The sequence below is a fragment of the Variovorax sp. GW531-E2 genome (assembly GCF_059423125.1).
In genome coordinates this window covers 1-21392 of sequence record NZ_JBWKXQ010000062.1, presented here as the reverse complement: position 1 = coordinate 21392, position 21392 = coordinate 1, and the positions used below count along the sequence as shown (strand labels likewise).

At 69.8% G+C, this 21392-nt stretch carries 18 protein-coding genes; 5 read left to right on the top strand and 13 right to left on the bottom strand.

Annotation, left to right across the window (positions count from 1 at the left end; genetic code table 11):
• Window positions 1-4: 4 nt before the first annotated feature.
• Window positions 5-1432 (bottom strand): short-chain fatty acyl-CoA regulator family protein, encoded by a 1428-nt coding sequence (locus AC07XP_RS26430; RefSeq protein WP_492685903.1) that lies wholly within the window; start codon window positions 1430-1432, stop codon window positions 5-7.
• 120 nt (window positions 1433-1552) lie between these two features.
• On the opposite strand from AC07XP_RS26430, the gene AC07XP_RS26425 reads away from it, so the two are divergent.
• The 5 genes from AC07XP_RS26425 to AC07XP_RS26405 all read left to right on the top strand — a co-directional run bounded on the left by AC07XP_RS26425 (window position 1553) and on the right by AC07XP_RS26405 (window position 7850).
• Entirely contained in the window at window positions 1553-1954 is a 402-nt protein-coding gene (locus AC07XP_RS26425; RefSeq protein WP_139704672.1) for an acyl-CoA thioesterase, read from the top strand.
• Window positions 1951-3108 carry a bifunctional 2-methylcitrate synthase/citrate synthase gene (gene prpC, locus AC07XP_RS26420; protein ID WP_062469421.1) on the top strand — a complete coding sequence of 386 codons (1158 nt, stop codon included), beginning with the start codon at window positions 1951-1953 and terminating at the stop codon, window positions 3106-3108. The genes AC07XP_RS26425 and prpC overlap by 4 nt, the downstream gene beginning before the upstream one ends.
• A 61-nt stretch (window positions 3109-3169) precedes the next feature.
• Complete coding sequence (acnD, locus tag AC07XP_RS26415) at window positions 3170-5764, top strand: Fe/S-dependent 2-methylisocitrate dehydratase AcnD (RefSeq protein WP_495266348.1); 2595 nt, start codon at window positions 3170-3172, stop codon at window positions 5762-5764.
• A gap of 2 nt (window positions 5765-5766) precedes the next feature.
• Window positions 5767-6957, top strand: coding sequence for a 2-methylaconitate cis-trans isomerase PrpF (prpF, locus tag AC07XP_RS26410; RefSeq protein ID WP_495266347.1), 1191 nt, complete (start codon window positions 5767-5769; stop codon window positions 6955-6957).
• Between the two features lie 29 nt (window positions 6958-6986).
• Window positions 6987-7850, top strand: a complete 864-nt coding sequence (locus tag AC07XP_RS26405) for an isocitrate lyase/PEP mutase family protein (protein ID WP_495266346.1) — start codon at window positions 6987-6989, stop codon at window positions 7848-7850.
• Window positions 7851-7856: 6 nt separating this feature from the next.
• Here the strand turns inward: AC07XP_RS26405 and AC07XP_RS26400 are convergent, their stop codons facing one another.
• From AC07XP_RS26400 to AC07XP_RS26345, 12 genes are all read right to left on the bottom strand, one after another.
• Window positions 7857-8591 (bottom strand): RNA polymerase sigma factor FliA, encoded by a 735-nt coding sequence (locus AC07XP_RS26400; RefSeq protein WP_495266345.1) that lies wholly within the window; start codon window positions 8589-8591, stop codon window positions 7857-7859.
• 25 nt (window positions 8592-8616) lie between these two features.
• On the bottom strand, window positions 8617-9420 hold the full coding sequence (locus tag AC07XP_RS26395) for a MinD/ParA family ATP-binding protein (protein ID WP_495266344.1): 804 nt from the start codon (window positions 9418-9420) through the stop codon (window positions 8617-8619).
• Between the two features lie 5 nt (window positions 9421-9425).
• Entirely contained in the window at window positions 9426-11750 is a 2325-nt protein-coding gene (gene flhF / locus AC07XP_RS26390; protein WP_495266343.1) for a flagellar biosynthesis GTPase FlhF, read from the bottom strand.
• Window positions 11747-13855 (bottom strand): flagellar biosynthesis protein FlhA, encoded by a 2109-nt coding sequence (gene flhA / locus AC07XP_RS26385; protein ID WP_495266342.1) that lies wholly within the window; start codon window positions 13853-13855, stop codon window positions 11747-11749. Before flhA ends, flhF begins: the two co-directional genes overlap by 4 nt.
• On the bottom strand, window positions 13852-14994 hold the full coding sequence (flhB, locus tag AC07XP_RS26380) for a flagellar biosynthesis protein FlhB (protein ID WP_095744088.1): 1143 nt from the start codon (window positions 14992-14994) through the stop codon (window positions 13852-13854). The genes flhA and flhB overlap by 4 nt, the downstream gene beginning before the upstream one ends.
• Before the next feature lie 134 nt (window positions 14995-15128).
• The gene (cheZ, locus tag AC07XP_RS26375) at window positions 15129-15773 is read right to left on the bottom strand and encodes a protein phosphatase CheZ (RefSeq protein ID WP_062469395.1); all 645 of its coding nucleotides are present in this window, start codon (window positions 15771-15773) and stop codon (window positions 15129-15131) included.
• Window positions 15770-16162 (bottom strand): chemotaxis response regulator CheY, encoded by a 393-nt coding sequence (cheY, locus tag AC07XP_RS26370; RefSeq protein ID WP_056582361.1) that lies wholly within the window; start codon window positions 16160-16162, stop codon window positions 15770-15772. The genes cheZ and cheY overlap by 4 nt, the downstream gene beginning before the upstream one ends.
• 37 nt (window positions 16163-16199) lie before the next feature.
• Window positions 16200-17291 (bottom strand): protein-glutamate methylesterase/protein-glutamine glutaminase, encoded by a 1092-nt coding sequence (locus tag AC07XP_RS26365; RefSeq protein WP_083259225.1) that lies wholly within the window; start codon window positions 17289-17291, stop codon window positions 16200-16202.
• Window positions 17292-17293: 2 nt separating this feature from the next.
• The gene (cheD, locus tag AC07XP_RS26360) at window positions 17294-17887 is read right to left on the bottom strand and encodes a chemoreceptor glutamine deamidase CheD (RefSeq protein WP_095946640.1); all 594 of its coding nucleotides are present in this window, start codon (window positions 17885-17887) and stop codon (window positions 17294-17296) included.
• Window positions 17884-18744: a CheR family methyltransferase gene (locus AC07XP_RS26355; protein ID WP_260685006.1), complete on the bottom strand. Its 861-nt coding sequence runs from the start codon at window positions 18742-18744 to the stop codon at window positions 17884-17886. The genes cheD and AC07XP_RS26355 overlap by 4 nt, the downstream gene beginning before the upstream one ends.
• Window positions 18745-18802: 58 nt before the next feature.
• The gene (locus tag AC07XP_RS26350) at window positions 18803-20089 is read right to left on the bottom strand and encodes an EAL and HDOD domain-containing protein (RefSeq protein WP_495266341.1); all 1287 of its coding nucleotides are present in this window, start codon (window positions 20087-20089) and stop codon (window positions 18803-18805) included.
• A 22-nt stretch (window positions 20090-20111) separates the two neighbouring features.
• Window positions 20112-21392 (bottom strand): chemotaxis protein CheW (locus tag AC07XP_RS26345; protein WP_495266340.1); only part of this gene is annotated, 1281 nt, incomplete at its 5' end.

Here is a 21392-nt window from a genome sequence, read left to right as displayed (position 1 = left end):
CGCCCTACGCGCCGGCCACGGCATAGGGCGTGAACCGGCTTTCGTTCTCGTTCACGTCCAGCGGCCGCCCGATGAACGGGAAGGCCCGCTGCGGGCAGGCCACGCGCTCGCACACCTTGCAGCCCATGCCGATGGGCGTGGGCACGTCGGGGTCCTTCAGATCCAGGCCCTTGGCGTAGACCAGGCGCGGGGCGTGGCGGATGTCGCAGCCCAGGCCGATCGAGAAGGTCTTGCTCGGCGAGCCGAAGCCGCGCTGGCCGTGCGACACGGTGCGCGCGATCCACAGGTAGGCGCGGCCGTCTGGCATGCGCGCCAGCTGCGGCAGCACGCGCCCGGGCTGCGCGAAGGCCTCGTACACGTTCCACAACGGGCAGGTGCCGCCGGTCTTCGAGAAGTGGAAGTGCGTGGCCGATTGCCGCTTGGAGATGTTGCCGGCCCGGTCCACGCGGATGAAGAAGAAGGGCACGCCCGACGCGCCCGGGCGCTGCAGGCTGCTCAGGCGATGGCACACGGTCTCGAAGCCGACGCCGAACTGGCGCGCGAGCAGGTCGATGTCGTAGCGCAGCGCCTCGGCCGCCTGCAGGAACGGGCCGTAGGGCAGCAGCACGGCGGCTGCGAAGTAGTTGGCCAGCCCGATGCGCGCGAGCGCGTGGGCCGGGGCGTCGCCGAAATCGGCCTGCACGACCAGCGACTCGATGAGCGCGGCCTGCTCCAGCAGCGCGAGCTGCGTGGCCAGTTGGAAGGCCTGCTGGCCCGGCTCCAGGCCGGCCGACAGGCGCAGCACGCGGCGGGCCGGGTCGTAGCGGCGCTGGCTGTCGAGCGCGCCCTCCCCTTCGTCGCCCGGCACCACGCGCACGCCGTGGGCCGAAAGAAGCCGCTGCTGGAGCCATTCGGCGAGCGGTCCGCCGTTCGCACGGGCCTCGGCGGCGAGCGATTCGGCGGCGGTGTCGAGCGGGTCGAAATGGTTCTGGTGGGCAAAGAAGAAATCGCGCACCACCTCGAAAGGCATGGGCCGGCTGCGCGAGATGTCGCCGCGCCCGTCGCCGAGTTCGGCGGCCATGAGCTCCAGCCGCTCCTGCGCCTCCTGGTGGCGGCGGTGCAAGGCGAGCAGCGCGCGCGCCACGGCCGGCATCTGCGACGCCACCTCGCGCAGCTCGGGCAGCGCCACGGCCTCGCCGCCGGGGTTGTCCGCCAGCGCCTCGCGCATGCTGGCCACGAGCCGCGCTTCCTCGTCTTCGGAGAACTGCTGCACGTCGACGCCGAGTGTCTTGCTGATGCGCAGCAGCACCGCCACGGTGAGCGGGCGCTGGTTCTGCTCGATCTGGTTCAGGTAGCTCGGCGACAGGCCCAGCATCTGGGCCAGCGCCACCTGCGTGAGGCCGCGTTCGGCGCGCAGCGTGCGCAGGCGCACGCCCATGAAGGTCTTGCTCATCGGGTCACCTCGTGGGTCTTTGCGATATTCGCAATATTTGCAAAATCAGCCGTCTTCATTCGCAATGATTCGCCAATTCAGGCCTTCATTATGGGCGTTGGATTGCGTAAATTGCGAAGCATGACCAACCGATCCGCCGCCATCGAGCTGACCGACATCGTGTTCCCCGAGCACGCCAACCACTACGGCACGCTGTTCGGCGGCAACGCCCTGCTGCTGATGTCGAAGGCCGCGTTCCTCGCCGCGCGTGCCTTCGCGAAGTCCGACGTGGTGATGGCCAGCCTGGGCGACGCGCAGTTCCTCGCGCCCGTGCCCGTCGGCCATGTGCTGCGCCTGCGGGCCTGGGTGACGCGCGCCGGGCGCAGCTCGCTCACGGTCTGCGTCACCGGCGCGGCCGAGCCGCCTGACGGCGAGGCCCGCCCTTCGCTGAAGGGCCTGTTCGAGATGGTGGCGGTCGACGGCCGCGGCCGTCCCGCGCGCCTGCGCAACGCCTACCTGCACACCGACAAGGAACCCGCATGAACGACACCGCCACCCCCACCGGCTTCAAGCCCAAGAAATCCGTCGCCCTGTCGGGCGTGACCGCCGGCAACACCGCCCTGTGCACCGTGGGCCGCACCGGCAACGACCTGCACTACCGCGGCTACGACATCCTGGACATCGCCGAGGTCTGCGAGTTCGAGGAAATCGCGCACCTGCTGGTGCACGGCAAGCTGCCCACGGCTGCCGAGCTGCGCGCCTACAAGGCCAAGCTCAAGGCGATGCGCGGCCTGCCCGCGAGCCTGAAGGAGGCGCTGGAACAGCTGCCCGCCAGCGCGCACCCGATGGACGTGATGCGCACCGGCGTCTCGTCGCTGGGCTGCCTGCTGCCCGAGAAGGAAGACCACAACCTGCCCGGCGCGCGCGACATCGCCGACCGCCTGATGGCTTCGCTCGGCTCGATGCTGCTGTACTGGTACCACTGGTCCACGCAGGGCCGGCGCATCGAGGTCGAGACCGACGACGACTCGATCGGCGCGCACTTCCTGCACCTGCTGCACGGGCGCAAGCCCAGCGCGCAGTGGGAGCGTGCGATGCACACCTCGCTCAACCTGTATGCCGAGCACGAGTTCAACGCCTCCACCTTCACGGCGCGCGTGGTCGCGGGCACGGGCTCGGACGTGTACTCGGCCATCACCGGCGCCATCGGCGCGCTGCGCGGCCCCAAGCACGGCGGCGCCAACGAGGTGGCCTTCGAGATCCAGAAGCGCTACGACGCGCCCGACGAGGCCGAGGCCGACATCCGCCGCCGCGTCGCCGCCAAGGAGGTCGTGATCGGCTTCGGCCACCCGGTCTACACGGTGAGCGACCCGCGCAACGTGGTCATCAAGGGCGTGGCGCGCACGCTGTCGCAGGAGGCCGGCTCGACCAAGATGTTCGACATTGCCGAGCGGCTCGAGGCCGTGATGTGGGACGTGAAGCAGATGTTCCCCAACCTCGACTGGTTCAGCGCCGTGAGCTATCACATGATGGGCGTGCCCACCGCCATGTTCACGCCGCTGTTCGTCATTGCGCGCACATCAGGCTGGGCGGCGCACATCATCGAGCAGCGCATCGACAACAAGATCATCCGGCCGAGCGCCAACTACACGGGCCCCGAAGACCTGAAGTTCGCGCCGATCCAGGATCGGAAGTAAAAACACGAGAAGAAGAAAAGCGCCCGTGCCTGCGCGCGGGTGCCGAGCGACAAGCGCCCCCATGAACACCGACTACCGCAAGAACCTTCCCGGCACCGCGCTGGACTACTTCGACGCACGCGAAGCCGTCGAAGCGATCCAGGCCGGCGCCTGGGCCGCGATGCCCTACACCGCGCGCGTACATGCCGAAAACCTCGTGCGCCGCTGCGACCCGGCGATCCTCGTGCAGAGCCTCACGCAGCTCGCCCTGCGCCAGCGCGAACATGACTTTCCGTGGTTCCCCGCGCGCGTGGTCTGCCACGACATCCTCGGCCAGACCGCGCTGGTCGACCTGGCCGGCCTGCGCGACGCCATCGCCGAACAGGGCGGCGACCCGTCGCAGGTGAACCCCGTGGTGCCGGTGCAACTCATCGTCGACCATTCGCTGGCGGTGGAGTGCGGCGGCTTCGACCCCGATGCCTTCGCGAAGAACCGCGCCATCGAGGACCGGCGCAACGAAGACCGCTTTCACTTCATCGAATGGACGAAGCGGGCCTTCCGCAACATGGAGGTGATCCCGCCGGGGAACGGGATCATGCATCAGATCAATCTGGAGCGGATGTCGCCCGTCGTGCATGCGCAGGACGGCGTGGCCTACCCCGACACGCTGGTGGGCACCGACAGCCACACGCCGCACGTCGATGCGCTGGGCGTGGTCGCCGTCGGCGTGGGCGGGCTCGAGGCCGAGAACGTGATGCTGGGCCGCGCCTCGTGGATGCGGCTGCCCGACATCGTCGGCGTGCGCCTCGCGGGCCGGCCGCAACCGGGCATCACGGCCACCGACGTCGTGCTCGCGCTCACCGAGTTCCTGCGGGCGGCGAAGGTGGTGGGTGCGTACCTGGAGTTCCACGGCGAAGGCGCGGCCAGCCTCACGCTGGGCGACCGCGCGACCATCTCCAACATGGCGCCCGAGTACGGCGCCACCGCCGCGATGTTCGCCATCGACACGCAGACGCTCGACTACCTGCGCCTCACGGGCCGCGCCGACGAGCAGGTGCGCCTGGTCGAGGTCTATGCGAAGCAGGCGGGCCTGTGGGCCGACACGCTGAGCGAGGTCGTGTACGAGCGCGTGCTGCAGTTCGACCTGTCGACGGTCGTGCGCAACATGGCCGGCCCGTCGAACCCGCATGCGCGCGTGGCCACCGCCGACCTCGCCGCGCGCGGCATCGCCGCCCCGTGGGACGAGGTGCCCGGCCAGATGCCCGACGGCGCGGTGATCATCGCGGCCATCACCAGCTGCACCAACACCAGCAACCCGCGCAACGTGATCGCCGCGGGCCTGCTCGCGCGCAATGCCAACCGCGTGGGGCTGACGCGCAAGCCGTGGGTCAAGACTTCGCTGGCGCCCGGCTCGAAAGCGGTCACGCTGTACCTGGAAGATGCGGGCCTGATGCGCGAGCTCGAACAGCTCGGCTTCGGCGTGGTCGCCTATGCCTGCACCTCGTGCAACGGCATGTCGGGCGCGCTCGACCCGGCCATCCAGCAGGAGATCGTGGAGCGCGACCTGTACGCCACGGCCGTGCTCTCGGGCAACCGCAACTTCGACGGGCGCATCCACCCGTATGCGAAGCAGGCCTTCCTGGCCTCGCCGCCGCTGGTGGTGGCCTACGCGATTGCGGGCACGGTGCGCTTCGACATCGAGAAGGACGTGCTCACCGTCGTCGACGGCAAGGAGATTCGGCTCAAAGACCTCTGGCCGACCGACGAAGAAATCGACGCCATCGTGAAGGCCAGCGTGAAGCCCGCGCACTTCCGCCAGGTGTACGAGCCGATGTTCGCGATCCAGCCTGACACCGGCGAGCAGGTGGCGCCGCTGTACGACTGGCGCCCCGCCTCCACCTACATCCGCCGCCCGCCTTACTGGGAAGGCGCGCTGGCCGGCGAACGCACGCTGAAGGGCATGCGCCCGCTGGCGATCCTGCCGGACAACATCACGACCGACCACCTGTCGCCATCGAACGCGATCCTGCTGGACAGCGCGGCCGGCCAGTACCTGCACCGCATGGGCCTGCCCGAGGAAGACTTCAACTCCTACGCCACCCACCGCGGCGACCACCTCACGGCGCAGCGCGCCACCTTCGCCAACCCCACGCTCAAGAACGAGATGGTGCGCAAGGCCGACGGCACGGTGCGCGCCGGATCGCTGGCGCGCGTGGAACCCGAGGGCGAGGTGATGCGCATGTGGGAGGCCATCGAAACCTACATGCTGCGCAAGCAGCCGCTGATCATCGTGGCCGGTGCCGACTACGGCCAGGGCTCGTCGCGCGACTGGGCCGCCAAGGGCGTGCGGCTGGCCGGCGTGGAAGCGATCGCGGCCGAAGGCTTCGAGCGCATCCACCGCACCAACCTGATCGGCATGGGTGTGCTGCCGCTCGAATTCAAGCCGGGCACCAACCGCCTCACGCTGGGCCTGGACGGCACCGAGACCTACGATGTGACCGGCGCGCGCACCCCGCGCGCCGACCTCGTGCTGGTCGTGCACCGCCGCAATGGCGAACGGCTCGACGTGCCCATGACCTGCCGCCTCGACACCGCCGAAGAGGTCTCCATCTACGAAGCCGGCGGGGTGCTGCAGCGCTTCGCGCAGGACTTCCTCGCCGCCACGAAAGCCGACTGACGATGCCGCACACCCCGCAGATCAAGATCCCCGCCACGTACATGCGCGGCGGCACCAGCAAGGGCGTTTTCTTCCGCCTGCAGGACCTGCCCGAGGCCGCGCAGGTGCCGGGCCCGGCGCGCGACGCGCTGCTGCTGCGCGTGATCGGCAGCCCCGACCCCTACGGCAAGCAGATCGACGGCATGGGCGCCGCGACGTCGAGCACCAGCAAGACCGTGATCCTCTCGAAGAGCGAACGGCCCGGCCACGACGTGGACTACCTGTTCGGCCAGGTGTCGATCGACCGGCCCTTCGTCGACTGGAGCGGCAACTGCGGAAACCTCTCGTCGGCCGTGGGCCCGTTCGCGATCAGCAACGGCCTCATCGATGCGGCACGCGTGCCGCGCGATGGCGTGGCGGTCGTGCGCATCTGGCAAGCCAACATCGGCAAGACCATCGTCGCGCACGTGCCGATGACCCACGGCGCGGTGCAGGAGACCGGCGACTTCGAACTCGACGGCGTGACCTTCCCCGCGGCCGAGGTGCAGCTCGAGTTCATGGACCCCGCCGCCGAAGAAGACGGCGCGGGCGGCGCGATGTTCCCGACCGGGAACCTCGTCGACGACCTGGAGGTGCCCGGCCTCGGCACGCTGCGGGCCACGATGATCAACGCCGGCATCCCCACCGTCTTCGTGAACGCCGAGGCGCTCGGCTACACGGGCACCGAGCTGCAGGACGCGATCAACGGCGACGCCGCCGCGCTCGCCCGCTTCGAAGCCATCCGCGCGCACGGCGCGCTGCGCATGGGCCTCATCCGCACGCTCGACGAAGCCGCCAGCCGCCAGCACACGCCCAAGGTCGCCTTCGTGGCGAAGCCCGCGGGCTACACCGCATCGAGCGGCAAGGCCGTGGCGGCCGGCGACATCGACCTGCTCGTGCGCGCGCTGTCGATGGGCAAGCTGCACCACGCCATGATGGGCACGGCGGCCGTGGCCATCGGCACGGCCGCCGCCATTCCCGGCACGCTGGTGAACCTCGCGGCCGGCGGTGGCGCGCGCGAGGCCGTGCGCTTCGGCCATCCCTCGGGCACCTTGCGCGTGGGCGCGCAGGCCAGCCAGGTCGAGGGCGAATGGCAGGTGACCAAGGCGGTGATGAGCCGCAGCGCCCGCGTCTTGATGGAAGGCTGGGTCCGTGTGCCCGGCGACACCCTTTGAGCTTTCAGATTCATTCACAGGAAATCCCGATGTCGACTCGCAAGACCCTCCGTTCCCTCGCCGAGGCCCGCCGCGGCGTGCTGGTGCCGGGCGCCTTCAACGCGCTGTCGGCGCGCGTCATCGAAGACCTGGGCTTCGAAGCCCTCTACGTCACCGGCGCGGGCGTCACCAACATGTGGTTCGGCCTGCCCGACCAGGGCTTCATGGGCCTGCACGAGATCGCCGACCACACGGCGCGCATCCGCGACGCCGTGAACCTGCCGCTGATCGTCGATGCCGACACCGGCTTCGGCAACGCGCTGAATGTGCGGCACACGGTGCGCGTGCTGGAGCGCGCGGGCGCCGACTGCATCCAGTTCGAGGACCAGGTCGCGCCCAAGCGCTGCGGCCATTTCTCGGGCAAGGAGGTGATCTCCACCGAGGAAGCGGTCAACAAGATCAAGGCCGCGGTCGATGCACGCACCGACCCCGACCTGCTCATCATGGCGCGCACCGATGCGGCGGCCACGCTGGGTTTCGAGGCCGCGATCGAGCGCGCGCAGAAGTTCAGCGAGGCCGGCGCCGACATCCTCTTCGTCGAAGCCGTCACCACGGCCGACGAGATCCGCGCGCTGCCGCAGCGGCTGGCGAAGCCCCAGCTCATGAACATGGTGATCGGCGGCAAGACACCGATCTTCGGCGCCGAGGAACTCGGCGGTCTCGGCTACGGCATCGTGCTGTACGCCAACGCCGCGCTGCAGGGCGCGCTGGCCGGCATGCAGAAGGCGCTCACGGTGCTGCGCGACACGCGGCGCATGGACGAAGACCCGGCGCTGGTCGCGCCCTTCGCCGAGCGGCAGCGGCTGGTGCGCAAGCCCGAGCTCGATGCGCTGGATGCACGCTACGCCAGCTGAGGTTCTCTACAAAGAGTCCTTCAGCTTCGCACGCAGCCGGCTCACCGCCTGGCCGTGCAGCTGGCACACGCGCGACTGGCTCACCTCGAGCACCGCGCCGATCTCGCGCAGGTTCAGCTCTTCCTCGTAGTAGAGCTTGAGCAGCAGCTGGTCGCGCTCGGGCAGCGCGCCAATGGCATCCACCAGCTGGTGGCGAAAGCCGCTTTCGAGCAGGCGCGCCAGCGGGTCGTCGAAGTCGCCGCGCCCCTTGCGCACCTCTTGCGCATGCAGGTCGAGAAAGGGGTTGTCGGGGTCGCCCTTGGCGAAGTCTTCGACGTACAGCAGCTGGCAGCCCTGGATGTCCTGCAGCATCGACTGGTAGGTGTCCAGGTCGACCTTCAGCTCCTTCGCGATCTCGCCTTCGGTGGGCGCGCGGCCCAGCCGGTGGCCCAGCGCCTGGATCGCCTTCTCGATGCCGCGCGCCGACTGGCGCAGCCCGCGCGACCCCCAGTCGCTGGCGCGCAGCTCGTCGAGCATGGCACCGCGGATGCGCTGGCTGACGAAGGTCTCGAACTGCGCGCCGCGGTGGTCCTGGTAGCGGCTCGACGCATCGAGCAGGCCGAGCATGCCGGCCTGGATCAGGTCGTCCAGCTCCACGCTGGCCGGCAGCCGGGCCATCATCTGCAGCGCGATGCGGCGCACCAGCGGCTGGTGCTGTTCCAGCAGATGCGATTTCTCGATGGTGCCCTGTGCGGTGTACACGGCCGTCCGTCCTCGTGGTCGTGTCTCAGGCTGCGAGCGCCTGCGGGAACACGGCCGGCCGCGCGGGCGTGCGCCAGGTCCAGCGGCCCATGTCGTCGGCGATGGCGCGGAAATCGACCGCCGCCGCGCTGGCCGGAAAGGCCTCGACCACGGTCTGGCGCAGCCGCGCCGCATCGGCCAGCCACGGGTCGGTGCGCACCCAGCCCACGGGCAGCAGCGACAGCGCGAGGTAGCGGCTGGCGGCTTGCGCGAGGTTGTGCATGACCTGCTGCGCCGTGCCCGCATCGGCCACGCCGTTGAGCATAAAGCGCAGCTGCTTCAGCGCATGCGCGCGGTGCAGGCGCTTGATGCCCGCGTAGGCCGAGGTGATGGCCGCCGGGTGCGGCTGCAAAACGAGCAGCAGTTCGTCGGCGCCCTGCGCCAGCGGCGACAGGCAGCCTTCGTCGTCGAAGGCCGCATCGACGAGCACGATGCCGCGCGGCCACAGCGTGCGCGGGTCGATGCTCGCGCCGGGCGATGCGGGCAGCACCTGCACGCCGCACACCGCGCTCGCAGCGGCCTGATCGATGCGCAACCGCCGACTCGCCACATCGGCCAGCGTGCCGCGTGGGCCGAGCGCCCATACATCGCACACCGAGCGCATCGTCGGATGGTGCTCGTCGAGCAGAAGAACGTCCTTGCCCTGCTGCGCCAGCGCCGCGGCCAAGCTCATCGCGGCCGTGGTCGCACCCGCGCCGGGGCCCATGCCCGCGACGGCGACGACGCGCACCGGCGCCTGCCCGAGCAGCCGGCGCAGCCCGTCGGCCTGGTCCGTGACGCGTGCGCTCATCGCCTTCAGCCCAGGCGTTCCAGCGCGCGCGGCGCTTGAGCTGGTGCTGCCGATTCGGTGCCCAGTGCATCGAGCAGCAGGAACAGCTTGCCCACGCCCGCGTACAACGCGCCGCCCGTCAGCGCGCGGCCGGCGCGCGTGGCGCGGCCCGTGAGCTGGCCCAGCAGCAGGCGCGTGCGGTCGGCCCACTCGCCCTCGGCCTGCAGCAGGCGCCACACGGTGGTCGTGACCTGGCCGGCAACGAGCAGGCGCTTCATCATGTGCGGATCGCCGGGCTCGCCCATGCCGCCCACGAGCTGCACGCCGTCGCGCAGCAGGCGGAAGCACGGCTCGGCGTCGGCGGCCCAGCCCTGCCATTGCGCGAGCTGCGATGTGTCGACCTCGGCACCGAGGTTGGTGAGCACGCAGGTGTGCGACAGCAGCTTGCGGCTGCGCGCGTCGACCACACGCACGGCCACGCAGCGCAGCGTGGGCAGGGTGTCGCGGTCGAGCGCGGTACGTGGCAACACCTCGACCTGCGCTTCGCATTGCAGCGCAGCCTTGCCGCGATAGCGCACGGGCCGTTCGGTCGTGTCGTCGAAAACGAAGGCCAGGCGCGCGAGCGTGGTCGCGGCGCCGGTGTGCGCATCCGTCACGGCCGTGCTGCCCGGCGCGCGCGCCAGCCACTTCGAGCCCTCGGCCTGCCACGACAGCATCTGTTCGACCGCCGGTGGCTTGCCCAGCACGTGCACGAGCCGCTTGCCGAAATCCTGTTGCTGCAGCCACTGCACCTGACGCTGGCCCGGTGCAGCCGCCTGGCGCGCCGCAGCGGTCGAAAGCCACTGGTTCGGTGCCGCCAGCGGCAGGCCGCTGCGATCGGACAGCAGCAGGCTTCCATGGCACACGTAGGCATCGCCGCTGTCGGTCGCACGCAGGCCCACCTGCCCGGCCAGCGCGAGCACATGGGTGTCGCATCCCGCAGCCACCTCGCCGCGCGCAAACGCCGACAGCTCGTGCAGCACAGTCTTGGCATCGACAGCCTCATCACCGGCCTGCCCCCACAGCGTGCGCGCGCCATCGAAGCCGATGTGCGCACCGGCCAGCGCGCCGGCCGTCGTCGCCAGTTCCTGCGCGTCGTGCGCCATCGCACGGATCAGGCTCTGGTAGCGCAGGCGCAGGCGATCGGTCTCGCCCTGTGCCTGCGGCGAAGGCGCGGCCTCGTCGGGCAGGTCGGCTTCGGCCGGCACGAAGAGCGGGCTGTGCTGGCGCGGCTGGAACACGCTGTCCACCAGCTGCACGCGGTCGGCGCGCACCAGGTTCTCGGGCACCTTCTGGCCGCCCGAGATGTAGTGCACCGGCAGGCGGTGGCGGATCACGGTGTCGATCAGCGCGCCCGGGTGCGTGGCCTCGTCGACCTTGGTGAAGATGCAGCCCGCCAGCGCATGGCCCTGGCGGTAGGCGTGCACCACCTCGTTGAGCGTGTCGCCGTGGCTGGTGGCGTTGAGCAGCAGCAGCCGCTTCACCGGGCGCTGGCTGCTGCCGAGCATGGCGATCTGCTCGGGCACGGCGCGGTCGCGCTGGCTCATGCCGACGGTGTCGATGAGCACCATGTGGCGGTCGCGCAGGTCGTGCAGCACCAGCTGCAGGTCGGCCGCGTCCTTCACGGCATGCACCGGCACGTTGAGGATCTGGCCGTAGATGCGCAGCTGCTCGTAGGCGCCGATGCGGTAGCTGTCGGTGGTGACGAGCGCGAGCTTGTCGGCGCCGAAGCGCATCACGCAGCGCGCCGCCAGCTTGGCGGTGGTGGTGGTCTTGCCGACGCCGGTCGGGCCCATCAAGGCATAGACGCCGCCCTGCGCGAACAGCGCGTCTTCGTCTTCATGCACCGGCACCGCGCGCACGAGCTCGGAACGCACGAAGGCCATGCCGTCGGCGTAGCTCTGGCCCGTGGGCAGCTTCTCGAGCATGGCCTTCGACAGGCGCGCGCTGAAGCCCGCGCCCAGCAGCGTGCGCAGCAGGCGACCGCGCACCGGGTCGCGGCGCTGGCTGTCGCTCCAGACCACGCTGGCGAGCTGTTCCTCGATCATGCCGCGCATCGAATGGAGTTCGCTGAGCACGGTGGGGTCGGCGGAAGCGGCCGTGGCAGGTGCGGCTGCGGGCACTGCGGCCTGCACCGTCTGCTGCACATCGCCCTCGGCCATGGCGACGATCTCGACGCCCTGCGCGGTGGCGCGGTGCGTGAGCACGATGGCCTCGGCGCCGAGCGATTCGCGCACCAGGCGCAGGGCCTCGCGGCCGGTGGCGGCGACGAATTTGCGTGCGGTGGTGCGCACGTCGGTCTGTGGATTCAAACGGCTCGTCCTCCAATGGCGGCGGTGATCTTGATGGTCCGGGCGTCAGGGATCTCGGCGTGCGAGAGCACCTTCAGCTGCGGCAGGCTGCGCCGCAAAAAGCGCGACAGCAGCACGCGCAGCGCGTGCTGCACGACCAGCACCGGCGCCAGCCCCATCTGCTCCTGGCGCACCATGGCGGCCTGCGCCTGCTTGAGCAGGTTGTCGGCAATGCCCGGCTCGATGCCGCTGCTGTTGTTCAGGGCCTGCTGCAGCACGCTGTCGAGCGAGCCGTCCAGGCCGATCACCTGCATCTCCTCGTCGCCCGGGAACAGCTGCTGCGTGATGGCGCGGCCCAGCGCCAGGCGCGTGAGCGTGGTGAGCTCGGTCGGGTCTTTCACCGTGGGGGCGTGCTCGGCCATCACGTCCAGGATGGTGCGCATGTCGCGGATCGGCACCTCTTCGTCGAGCAGGTTCTGCAGCACCTTGTGCAGCGTGCTCAGCGACAGCACCTTGGGCACCAGGTCTTCGGTGAGCTTGGGCGCGGTCTTGGCGATCTGGTCGAGCAGCTGCTGCACTTCCTGGCGGCCCAGCAGCTCGGCCGCGTGGGTATGGATCAGGTGGTTCAGGTGCGTGGCCATCACGGTGCAGGCATCGACCACGGTGTAGCCGTACACCTGCGCCTGCTGGCGCAGGCTGGCGTCGATCCAGGTGGCCTCCAGGCCGAAGGCCGGGTCGCGCGTGGGCGTGCCCGTCAGCGTGCCCGTCACCTGGCCGGGGTTGATCGCCATCCACTGGTTGGGGAAGGCCTCGCCGCGGCCGATCTCCACGTCCTTCAGGCTGATGACGTAGGCGTTGGGCTTGATCTCCAGGTTGTCGCGGATGTGGACCACCGGCACCAGGAAGCCCAGCTCCTGCGCGATCTTCTTGCGGATGCTCTTGATGCGGCCCAGCAGCTCGCCCTGCTGCGACTGGTCCACCAGCGGGATCAGCCGGTAGCCGACCTGCATGCCCAGCGGATCGACCATGGCCACGTCGTCCCAGGTGGCTTCGGCCTGCTCGGCCGAGGCCGGCACGCCCGCCCCTTGCGTGGCGGCGGCAGCGGCGGCCTGCTTCGCCGCCTCCTGCGGCTTGCGCTGCACCAGCCGCCGCCCGAGCCACACCAGGCCGCCCGCGATCAGCAGGAAGGCCAGGTTCGGCATGCCGGGGATCATGCCCAGCAGGCCGACGATGCCGGCCGTGAGGAACAGCACCTGCGGGTTGGAAAAGAGCTGGCCCGTGAGCTGGCTGCCCACGTCCTCGTCGGTGGTCACGCGCGACACGATCACGCCGGCCGCAGTCGAGATCACCAGCGCCGGAATCTGCGCCACCAGGCCATCACCGATGGCCAGCAGCGTGTAGGTCTTGCCGGCGGTCGAGAAGTCGAGCCCGTGCTGCAGCATGCCGACCACGAGCCCGCCGATGATGTTGATCACCATGATGAGCAGGCCCGCGATCGCGTCGCCGCGCACGAACTTGCTGGCGCCGTCCATCGAGCCGTAGAAGTCGGCCTCCTGCGCCACCTCGGCCCGGCGCTTGCGGGCGATCTCTTCGCCGATCAGGCCGGCGTTGAGGTCGGCGTCGATCGCCATCTGCTTGCCCGGCATGGCGTCGAGCATGAAGCGCGCCCCCACCTCGGCGATACGGCCCGCGCCCTTGGTGATCACCATGAAGTTGATGAGCACGAGGATGATGAACACCATCACGCCCACCGCGAAGTTGCCGCCCACCAGGAAGTGGCCGAAGGCCTCGATCACCTTGCCGGCCGCGTCGGGCCCGGTGTGGCCGTGCATGAGCACCACGCGCGTGGAGGCCACGTTGAGCGACAGGCGCAGCAGCGTCGAGAACAGCAGCACCGCCGGGAAGGCCGCGAAATCGAGCGCCTTCATGGTGTACATGCTCACCAGCAGCACCATCACCGACAGCGCGATGTTGAAGGTGAACAGCAGGTCGAGCAGGAAGGGCGGCAGCGGCAGCACCATCATGCTCAGGATGAGGATGATGAGGATCGGGCCCGCCAGGCCCTTGAACTGCGAGCCGGAGAAGATCCGCGCCGGCAGGCGCATCAGGTCGTTCAGTCCGTTCATGCGACCGCCGGCGAGTACTGCAGGTCGGCCGGCACGGGCAGGTCGGTCGGCGTGCGCGGCGCCTCGCCGCCCTCGCTGTTCCAGCGCTTGAGCTGGTACACCCAGGCCAGCACCTCGGCCACGGCGGTGTACAGGCCGGCCGGAATCTCCTCGCCCAGCTTCGTGTGGCGGTAGAGCGCGCGCGTGAGCGGCGGCGCCTCGAGGATCGCGACCTTGTGTTCCTTCGCCATCTCGCGGATGCGCGCGGCCACCAGCTCGGTGCCCTTGGCCACCACGCGCGGCGCGCGCATGTCGCTGTCCAGGTACTGCAGCGCGACGGCGAAGTGCGTCGGGTTGGTGAGCACGATGTCGGCCTTGGGCACCTCGGCCATCATGCGGCGGCGTGCCATCTGCTGCTGTTGCCGGCGGATCTGCGCCTTGATGTGCGGATCGCCTTCGCTTTCCTTGTGCTCCTGGCGCACGTCCTCGCGCGACATGCGCAGCTTGCGGTAGTAGTTCCACAGCTGGAACGGCACGTCGACGAGCGCGACGAGAAAGAGCGTGGCGGCGATGAGCGCGCAGTGCTTGGCCACCAGCACCAACGCATGCGGCAGCGCCTCGTGCGCGGGCTGCGACATGAGCGCCATCACGGCCTCGATGTCGTCCACGATGACCCACCACGCCACACCGCCGATCAGCGCCGACTTGGCCAGCGCCTTCACGAGTTCGGCCAGCGCCTGCGCCGAGACCATGCGGCCGATGCCGGCCAGGGGATTGAGCTTGCCGAAGTTGGGTGCAACGGCCTTGCCGGAGAACATCCAGCCGCCGAGCATCAGCGGCGCCGCCACGGCGGCCACGACCATCATGGCGAACAGCGGCCCGATGGCCATGAGTGCATGCAGCACCATGAGCCCGCTCTGCGAGAGCATGTGCGCGGGGTCGAAGGCGCTGGCGCGTTCGAACTGCAGGCCGCGGCGCAGCGCGCCGCTCAGGCTCGCGCCGAGCGACTCGGCCGCCAGCCACAGGCCTGCGCTCGCGGTGGCGAGCATGACGAAGGTGGTGAGCTCGCGCGAACGGGCCACGTTGCCTTCCTCGCGCGCCTTCTCCAGGCGCCGCTCGGAGGCGGGTTCCGTTTTCTCGAGATCGCTTTCCTCAGCCATTCATGCTCCGAACCAGCACTGGCGAAGTACGCCTTGCCCAGAACCAAATTATTGGATCCGGTGGTGCGGAACAATCTGCCGATCAGGGCCGGTATCGCCCTGCAATTCGGCCAATCAAGCAGGCTGCAAGCGGCTCAGAAGCCGAGGCTTTCGAGCAGGTCGTCGACCTGCGCCTGGTCGGTCACGGCGTCGGGGTTGCCGGGCTTCACCTGCGGTCCGTTCTGCAGGCTCTGCACGGCCTCGTGGCGCTTCTCGGGCGGCGAGTTGTCGATCAGCACCTGCAGCAGCTGCGTCTCGACGTCGTTGACGACTTCCATCATCTTCTTGATGACCTGGCCGGTGAGGTCCTGGAAGTCCTGCGCCATCAGGATCTCCATGAGCTGCGTGTTGATGGCGCTGGCGCGCTGGGGCACGTCGTTCAGGTAGCCGCGCGTGTCCAGCACGAGCTCGCGCGCCTGGTCGAGTTCGATCGGGTTCTCGAACCACTGGTCCCAGCGCTGCGTCAGGGCCTTGGCGTCGGTGGCCAGGGCTTCCTGCAGCGGCTGCGCGACGTCGATGGCGTTGAGCGCGCGGTGCGCCGCCCGCTCGGTGGTGGCCGCCACGTAGTTGAGGCGGTCGCGCGCATCGGGAATGGCCTGCGCGGCCTTGGCCACCTGCTTGTCCAGGCCCAGCTCGCGCAGGCCTTCGCGCAGCTGGCGCGTGAGGTGGCCGATGCGGCCCAGCAGTTCTTCGGTGGTGTTGTTGGTGGCGTCTGCCGCGCCGGCGGTGTCCTGGCTCATGCCTTGGCCAGCTTCTCGAAGATCTTGGTGATCTTCTCTTCCAGCGTCGCCGCGGTGAAGGGCTTCACCACGTAGCCGTTGGCGCCGGCCTGCGCGGCCGCGACGATGTTCTCCTTCTTGGCCTCGGCCGTGACCATCAGCACCGGCAGCGTCTTCAGCTCGGGGTCGGCGCGGATGGTCTGCAGCATGGTCAGGCCGTCCATGTTGGGCATGTTCCAGTCGGAGACCACGAAGCCGAAGCTGCCGCCGCGCAGCTTCTCCAGGCCGGCCACGCCGTCCTCGGCCTCGTCGACGTTGAGGAACTCCAGCTCCTTCAACAGGTTGCGCACGATGCGCCGCATGGTCGGGAAGTCATCCACCACCAGGATCTTGATGCTCTTGTCGATCACGATTTTTTCCAGCTCCACAGGTCGTTGTTCAAACTCGTCATACCCGGTTCGCACGTTCACCGAACGTGCGAAGGTGCGCCATCACGCGGCGACTGATCTCGTTCAGCGGCGACACCTCGTCCACCGCGCCCAGCGCCACCGCCTCGCGCGGCATGCCGAAGACCACGCAGCTGGCCTCGTCCTGCGCCAGCGTGTGCGCGCCCGCGCGCCGCATGCGCAAGAGGCCCTCGGCGCCGTCCTTGCCCATGCCGGTGAGGATGATCCCGATGGCGTTCTTGCCCGCGTGCTTGGCGGCCGAATCGAACAGCACGTCGATCGACGGCCGGTGGCGGTTCACGGGCGGCTCCTGGTCCAGGTGCGCCACGTAGTTGGCGCCGCTGCGCGCCAGCGACAGGTGAAAGCCGCCCGGCGCGATGTAGGCATGGCCCGGCAGCACGCGCTCGCCCTGCTCCGCCTCCTTCACGCGGATGCGGCACAGGCCGTCCAGCCGCTGCGCGAAGGAGCGCGTGAAGCCGGCCGGCATGTGCTGCGCGATGAGCACCGCGGGCGCGTCGGGCGGCAGCGGCTGCAGCACCTCGCGGATGGCCTCGGTGCCGCCGGTGGAGGCGCCGATGATGAGCAGCTTCTCGGTGCTCAGCAGCGGGCTGCGCAGCAGCGCCTCGGGCGCGGCTTCGTGGGCGGGGCGTGCCGCCGTGGCCGCTGGGCGCGCAGGCAGCAGCCGCGCGCTGGCGGCCGTCCGGATCTTGCCGGCGATGAGCTCGGTGTAGTTGAGCAGGCCGTCGCGCACGCCCAGGCGCGGCTTGGTCACGAAGTCGATGGCGCCCAGCTCCAGCGCGCGCAGCGCGATCTCCGAGCCGCGCTCGGTGAGCGAGGACACCATGACCACCGGCATCGGCCGCAGGCGCATGAGCTTCTCGAGAAACTCCAGGCCGTCCATGCGCGGCATTTCCACGTCGAGCGTGAGCACGTCGGGGTTCGTGACCTTGATGAGGTCGCGCGCCACCAGCGGGTCGGCCGCGGTGCCGACCACGGTCATGTCGCTCTGGCTGTTGATGATCTCGCTCATCACGCTGCGGATCAGCGCCGAATCGTCGACGCAGAGCACCTTGATCTTTTTCTTGCTTGGCAGGCTCACCGGCTTCCTTTGGTTCTGTCGATCTCGTGCGGCGCAGCGGGCACCGACAGCCGGCGCAGCAGCTCGCCTTCGTCGCGGCGCACCCGCAGCACCTCGGTCTGCGCGCGCAGGCGGCGCACCACGGCCTTGCCGCTCTCGGGCAGGAAGCACACGCGGCGTGCGTGCGGTCCGCGCAGGTCCTGTGCCGCCACTTCGATGCGCTCCGCCTCCAGGTAGCGCAGCACGAAGTCGGCGTTGCGGTCGCCGATGTTGAGCGTGGTCATGCCGGCCAGCACGGCGCCGCCGCCGAACACCTTGGCCTGCAGCCGCTCGCGCCGCGCACCCGCGCGCACCAGCTCGCGCACCAGCACGTCCATGGCGTAGGCGCCGTAGCGCATCGAGCCGCCACCGGGCTCGCCGTCGTCGGGCAGCATGAAGTGGTTCATGCCGGCCACGCCCGCCTGCGCGTCGTGCAGGCAGGCGGCCACGCAGGAGCCGAGCACGGTGCTCAGCACGGTGTGGTCGGTGGTCACGTAGTACTCGGAGGGCAGCAGCTTGACGGCCATGCGCCCGACATCGCGGTCGAAGTAGTGGTGGCTCGCCAGGCTCATGCGAGGCCCGGCGTGCGCGACAGCTCGTACACCGTCTGCCCCAGCGGGCGGAAGGCCGGGTTGACGAGCGAGGCGTTCTCGGAGTGCCCGGCGAACAGCAGGCCGCCCGGCTTGAGCAGCGGCGCGAAGCGGTCGAGCACCTTCTTCTGCGTCGGCTTGTCGAAATAGATCATCACGTTGCGGCAGAAGATCGCGTCCACCGGCTCCTTCACCGACCAGGCGCTGTCCAGCAGGTTCACGCGCGAGAACTTCACCAGCGTGGCCACCTCGGGCCGCACGCGCACCTTGCCGGCATTGGTGCCGGTGCCCTTGTTGAAGAAGCGCCGCAACCGCTCGGGCGACAGGCGCCGCACCTGCTCGGTGGTGAAGACGCCGGTGGCGGCCTTGGCCAGCACCGCGGTGTCGATGTCGCTGGCGATGACGCGGGCCGAGCCGGCGCGCTCGCCCAGCGCTTCCATCAGCGTGATGGCGATCGAGTACGGCTCCTCACCCGTCGAAGCGGCGGCGCACCACACGGTGACCGGGCCCGGCCGCTTGCGCACATGGTCGGCCAGCGTGGGAAAGTGGTGCGCCTCGCGGAAGAACGAGGTGAGGTTGGTGGTGAGCGCGTTGATGAACAGCTGCCACTCGTCGCCGTCGTGGCGCGCCTCGAGCTGGTCCAGGTACGGCGCGAACGCCGGCAGCTGCAGCTCGCGCAGGCGCCGCGACAGCCGGCTGTACACCATCTGCCGCTTCTGCTCGCCCAGGGCGATGCCGGCGCGGCGATGGATGAGGGTCCGGATTCTGGAGAAGTCGTGGTCGGTAAAGTGGAACTCGGTCGTCACAGCCAGCCTGGAAGCGTGACTTTCAATGGTCACGGAAACCGCCGTTTCCAATCGGCCGATCAGACGCGCAAAAGCCTTGCATTTCCGGGGGTCAGGCGGGCGGAGCGGTCACGGCCGGGCCGGCGTCGAGCGCCCACACCAGCGCCGACAGCTGCGCGGCGTTGACCTGCGCGGCGCTCAAGAAGAGCGCCTCCGACAGGCGCGCGGCGCGGCCGTCGTCGGTCTCGCAGCTTTCGGCCAGGGCCACGAAGGGGCCGTAGACGCCGCTGCGCGACAGAATCGCCTGCTGCACCGCTTCGGTGAGCTGCACCTTGCGCAGCACGCCTTCCATCGGCACGCCCAGCAGCTGGTCGAGCAGCGAGAACATGCCCGCGACGAACAGGTTGTCGGCCTCGCCGGGCGGCAGCATGCCCTGCCCCATCAGCTCGACGAAACGCCCGCGCAGGATGGCCTTCTTCATCATGAAGGGCGAGCTGACCTTGTTGCTGGTGGCCAGCAGCAGCGACAGCCAGCGGTACAGCGGCGAGTAGCCCAGCATGGCGACCGCATGGCGCAGCGAGTGGATCTCCACCGCCAGGCCGACCGAGGGCGAGTTGATGTAGCGCAGCAGCCGGTAGGTGAGCGCGGCGTCGTGCTTGAGCGCGCCCTCGATGGCGCGCACGTCCTCGTTGCGCAGGATCATCTGCATCAGGTGCACGATGAGCTGCGACTCGGGCTGCAGCGCATCGGCGCTGTCGCGCGCCGGCGGCAGGCGCACGGCGCCGTCGACGAACACTTGCACGCCGCGTGCGGCGCAGGCCTCGAACTCGGCCCAGCTCGCCACGCGCGCGGCGATGGGCGCCGGGCCGGCGGGCGACATGTCCGCCAGCAGGGAAGGCAGCACCTCGCGGTGCGTGACGATGGCGCGCAGCTCGTCGTCGTCCGGCAGCGCGACGCCGCCGCACAGCATGAAGCCGAAGCCCTGCTCGCGCAGGAACAGCAGGATGGAGCGCATGTCGGCGTCCATCAGCTCGTCGGCCTTCATGCACAGCACGACGTTGCGCGGCGGCAGCGACTGCAGCTCGCTCTGGAACAGCGCATCGACCGTGACGTCGACGAACACCATCTGCCCGCCCAGCAGCCAGCCGTGGCCGCCGGGGTTCAGGTGCAGGCCCAGCGTGTCCATGAGCGCCTTGACACCGGCTGCGGCGCCCGCGTCGGTGCCCTGCCCGGCCGCGCGCCAGGCCATGCGGTAGCCGACCACGCGGCGCTTGCCGTCGAGCAGCATGGCATAGGCCACGTGGCCGTCGGCGCCCACGGCGGGCGTGATGGCGGGCGTTGCATCGGCTTGCGCGCCGTTGCCGTCGACGCCGGGGCGCCGGAAGAAATCGAACCTCATGCGGCCGTCCCTCGCGTCGGGATCAGGAAGCGAACGCGTCGGTGCGGCGCGCGGCACCCGCCAGGGCCGCCGCGCTGGCGGCCTGCGCGCGCTGGATGCGCGGCATCGCGCCCACGTCGACGATGAAGGCCACGCTGCCGTCGCCCACGATGGTGGCGGCCGAGATGCCCGGCACCTTGCGGTAGTTGGTCTCCAGGTTCTTCACCACCACCTGGTGCTGGCCGAGCAGCTCGTCGACCAGCAGCGCGAAGCGGCTGTCGTCGGCCTGCACGATCACCAGGATGCCTTGCGTGGGCTGCGTCTGCGCGCCGGCCACGTCGAACACGCGGTGCAACTCGATGAGCGGCAGGTACTCGCCGCGCACGCGGATCACGTGGCCGTCGGCGGTGATGGAGTGCAGGTGCTCTGGCAGCGGCTGCAGCGACTCGATCACGTAGCTCAGCGGCAGGATGTAGGCCTCGCTGCCCACGCGCACCGACATGCCGTTGAGGATGGCCAGCGTGAGCGGCAGCACGATGCGCGTGGACGTGCCTTGGCCGCCGCGCGAATGAATCTCGACGTGGCCGCCCATCTCCTGGATGTTGCGCTTGACCACGTCCATGCCCACGCCGCGCCCCGAGATGTCGGTGACCTGCTCGGCCGTGGAGAAGCCGGGCGCGAAGATCAGCTGCCACACCTCTTCGTCGGGCATGGCATCGCTCACCGGCAGGCCCTGCTGGCGCGCCTTGTCGAGGATGCGCTCGCGGTTCAGGCCCGCGCCGTCGTCGCTCACCTCGATCACGATGTTGCCGCCGTGGTGCTGCGCCGACAGCAGCAGCTGGCCGGTGGCATCCTTGCCCTTGGCCAGGCGCACCTCGGGGGCCTCGATGCCGTGGTCCAGGCTGTTGCGCACGAGGTGCGTGAGCGGATCGACGATGCGTTCGATGAGGCCCTTGTCGAGCTCGGTCTCCTTGCCGTAGGTGTCCAGGCGCACCTGCTTGCCGAGCTTGGCGCTCACGTCGCGGATCACGCGCGGGAAGCGGCTGAACACGTAGTCCATCGGCATCATGCGGATCGACATCACCGATTCCTGCAGGTCGCGCGCATTGCGCTCCAGGTGGCCCAGGCCGCTCAGGAAGCGCTCGTAGGCCACGGGGTCGAGCACGGTGGCGGCCTGCGTGAGCATCGACTGCGTGATGACGAGCTCGCCCACGAGGTTGATGAGCTGGTCGACCTTCTCGACATCGACGCGGATGGAGCTGGACTCCTTGGCGCTGGCGGGCACGGCCGCGGCCGGCGCGGGGGCCGGCGCGGGGGCCGGTGC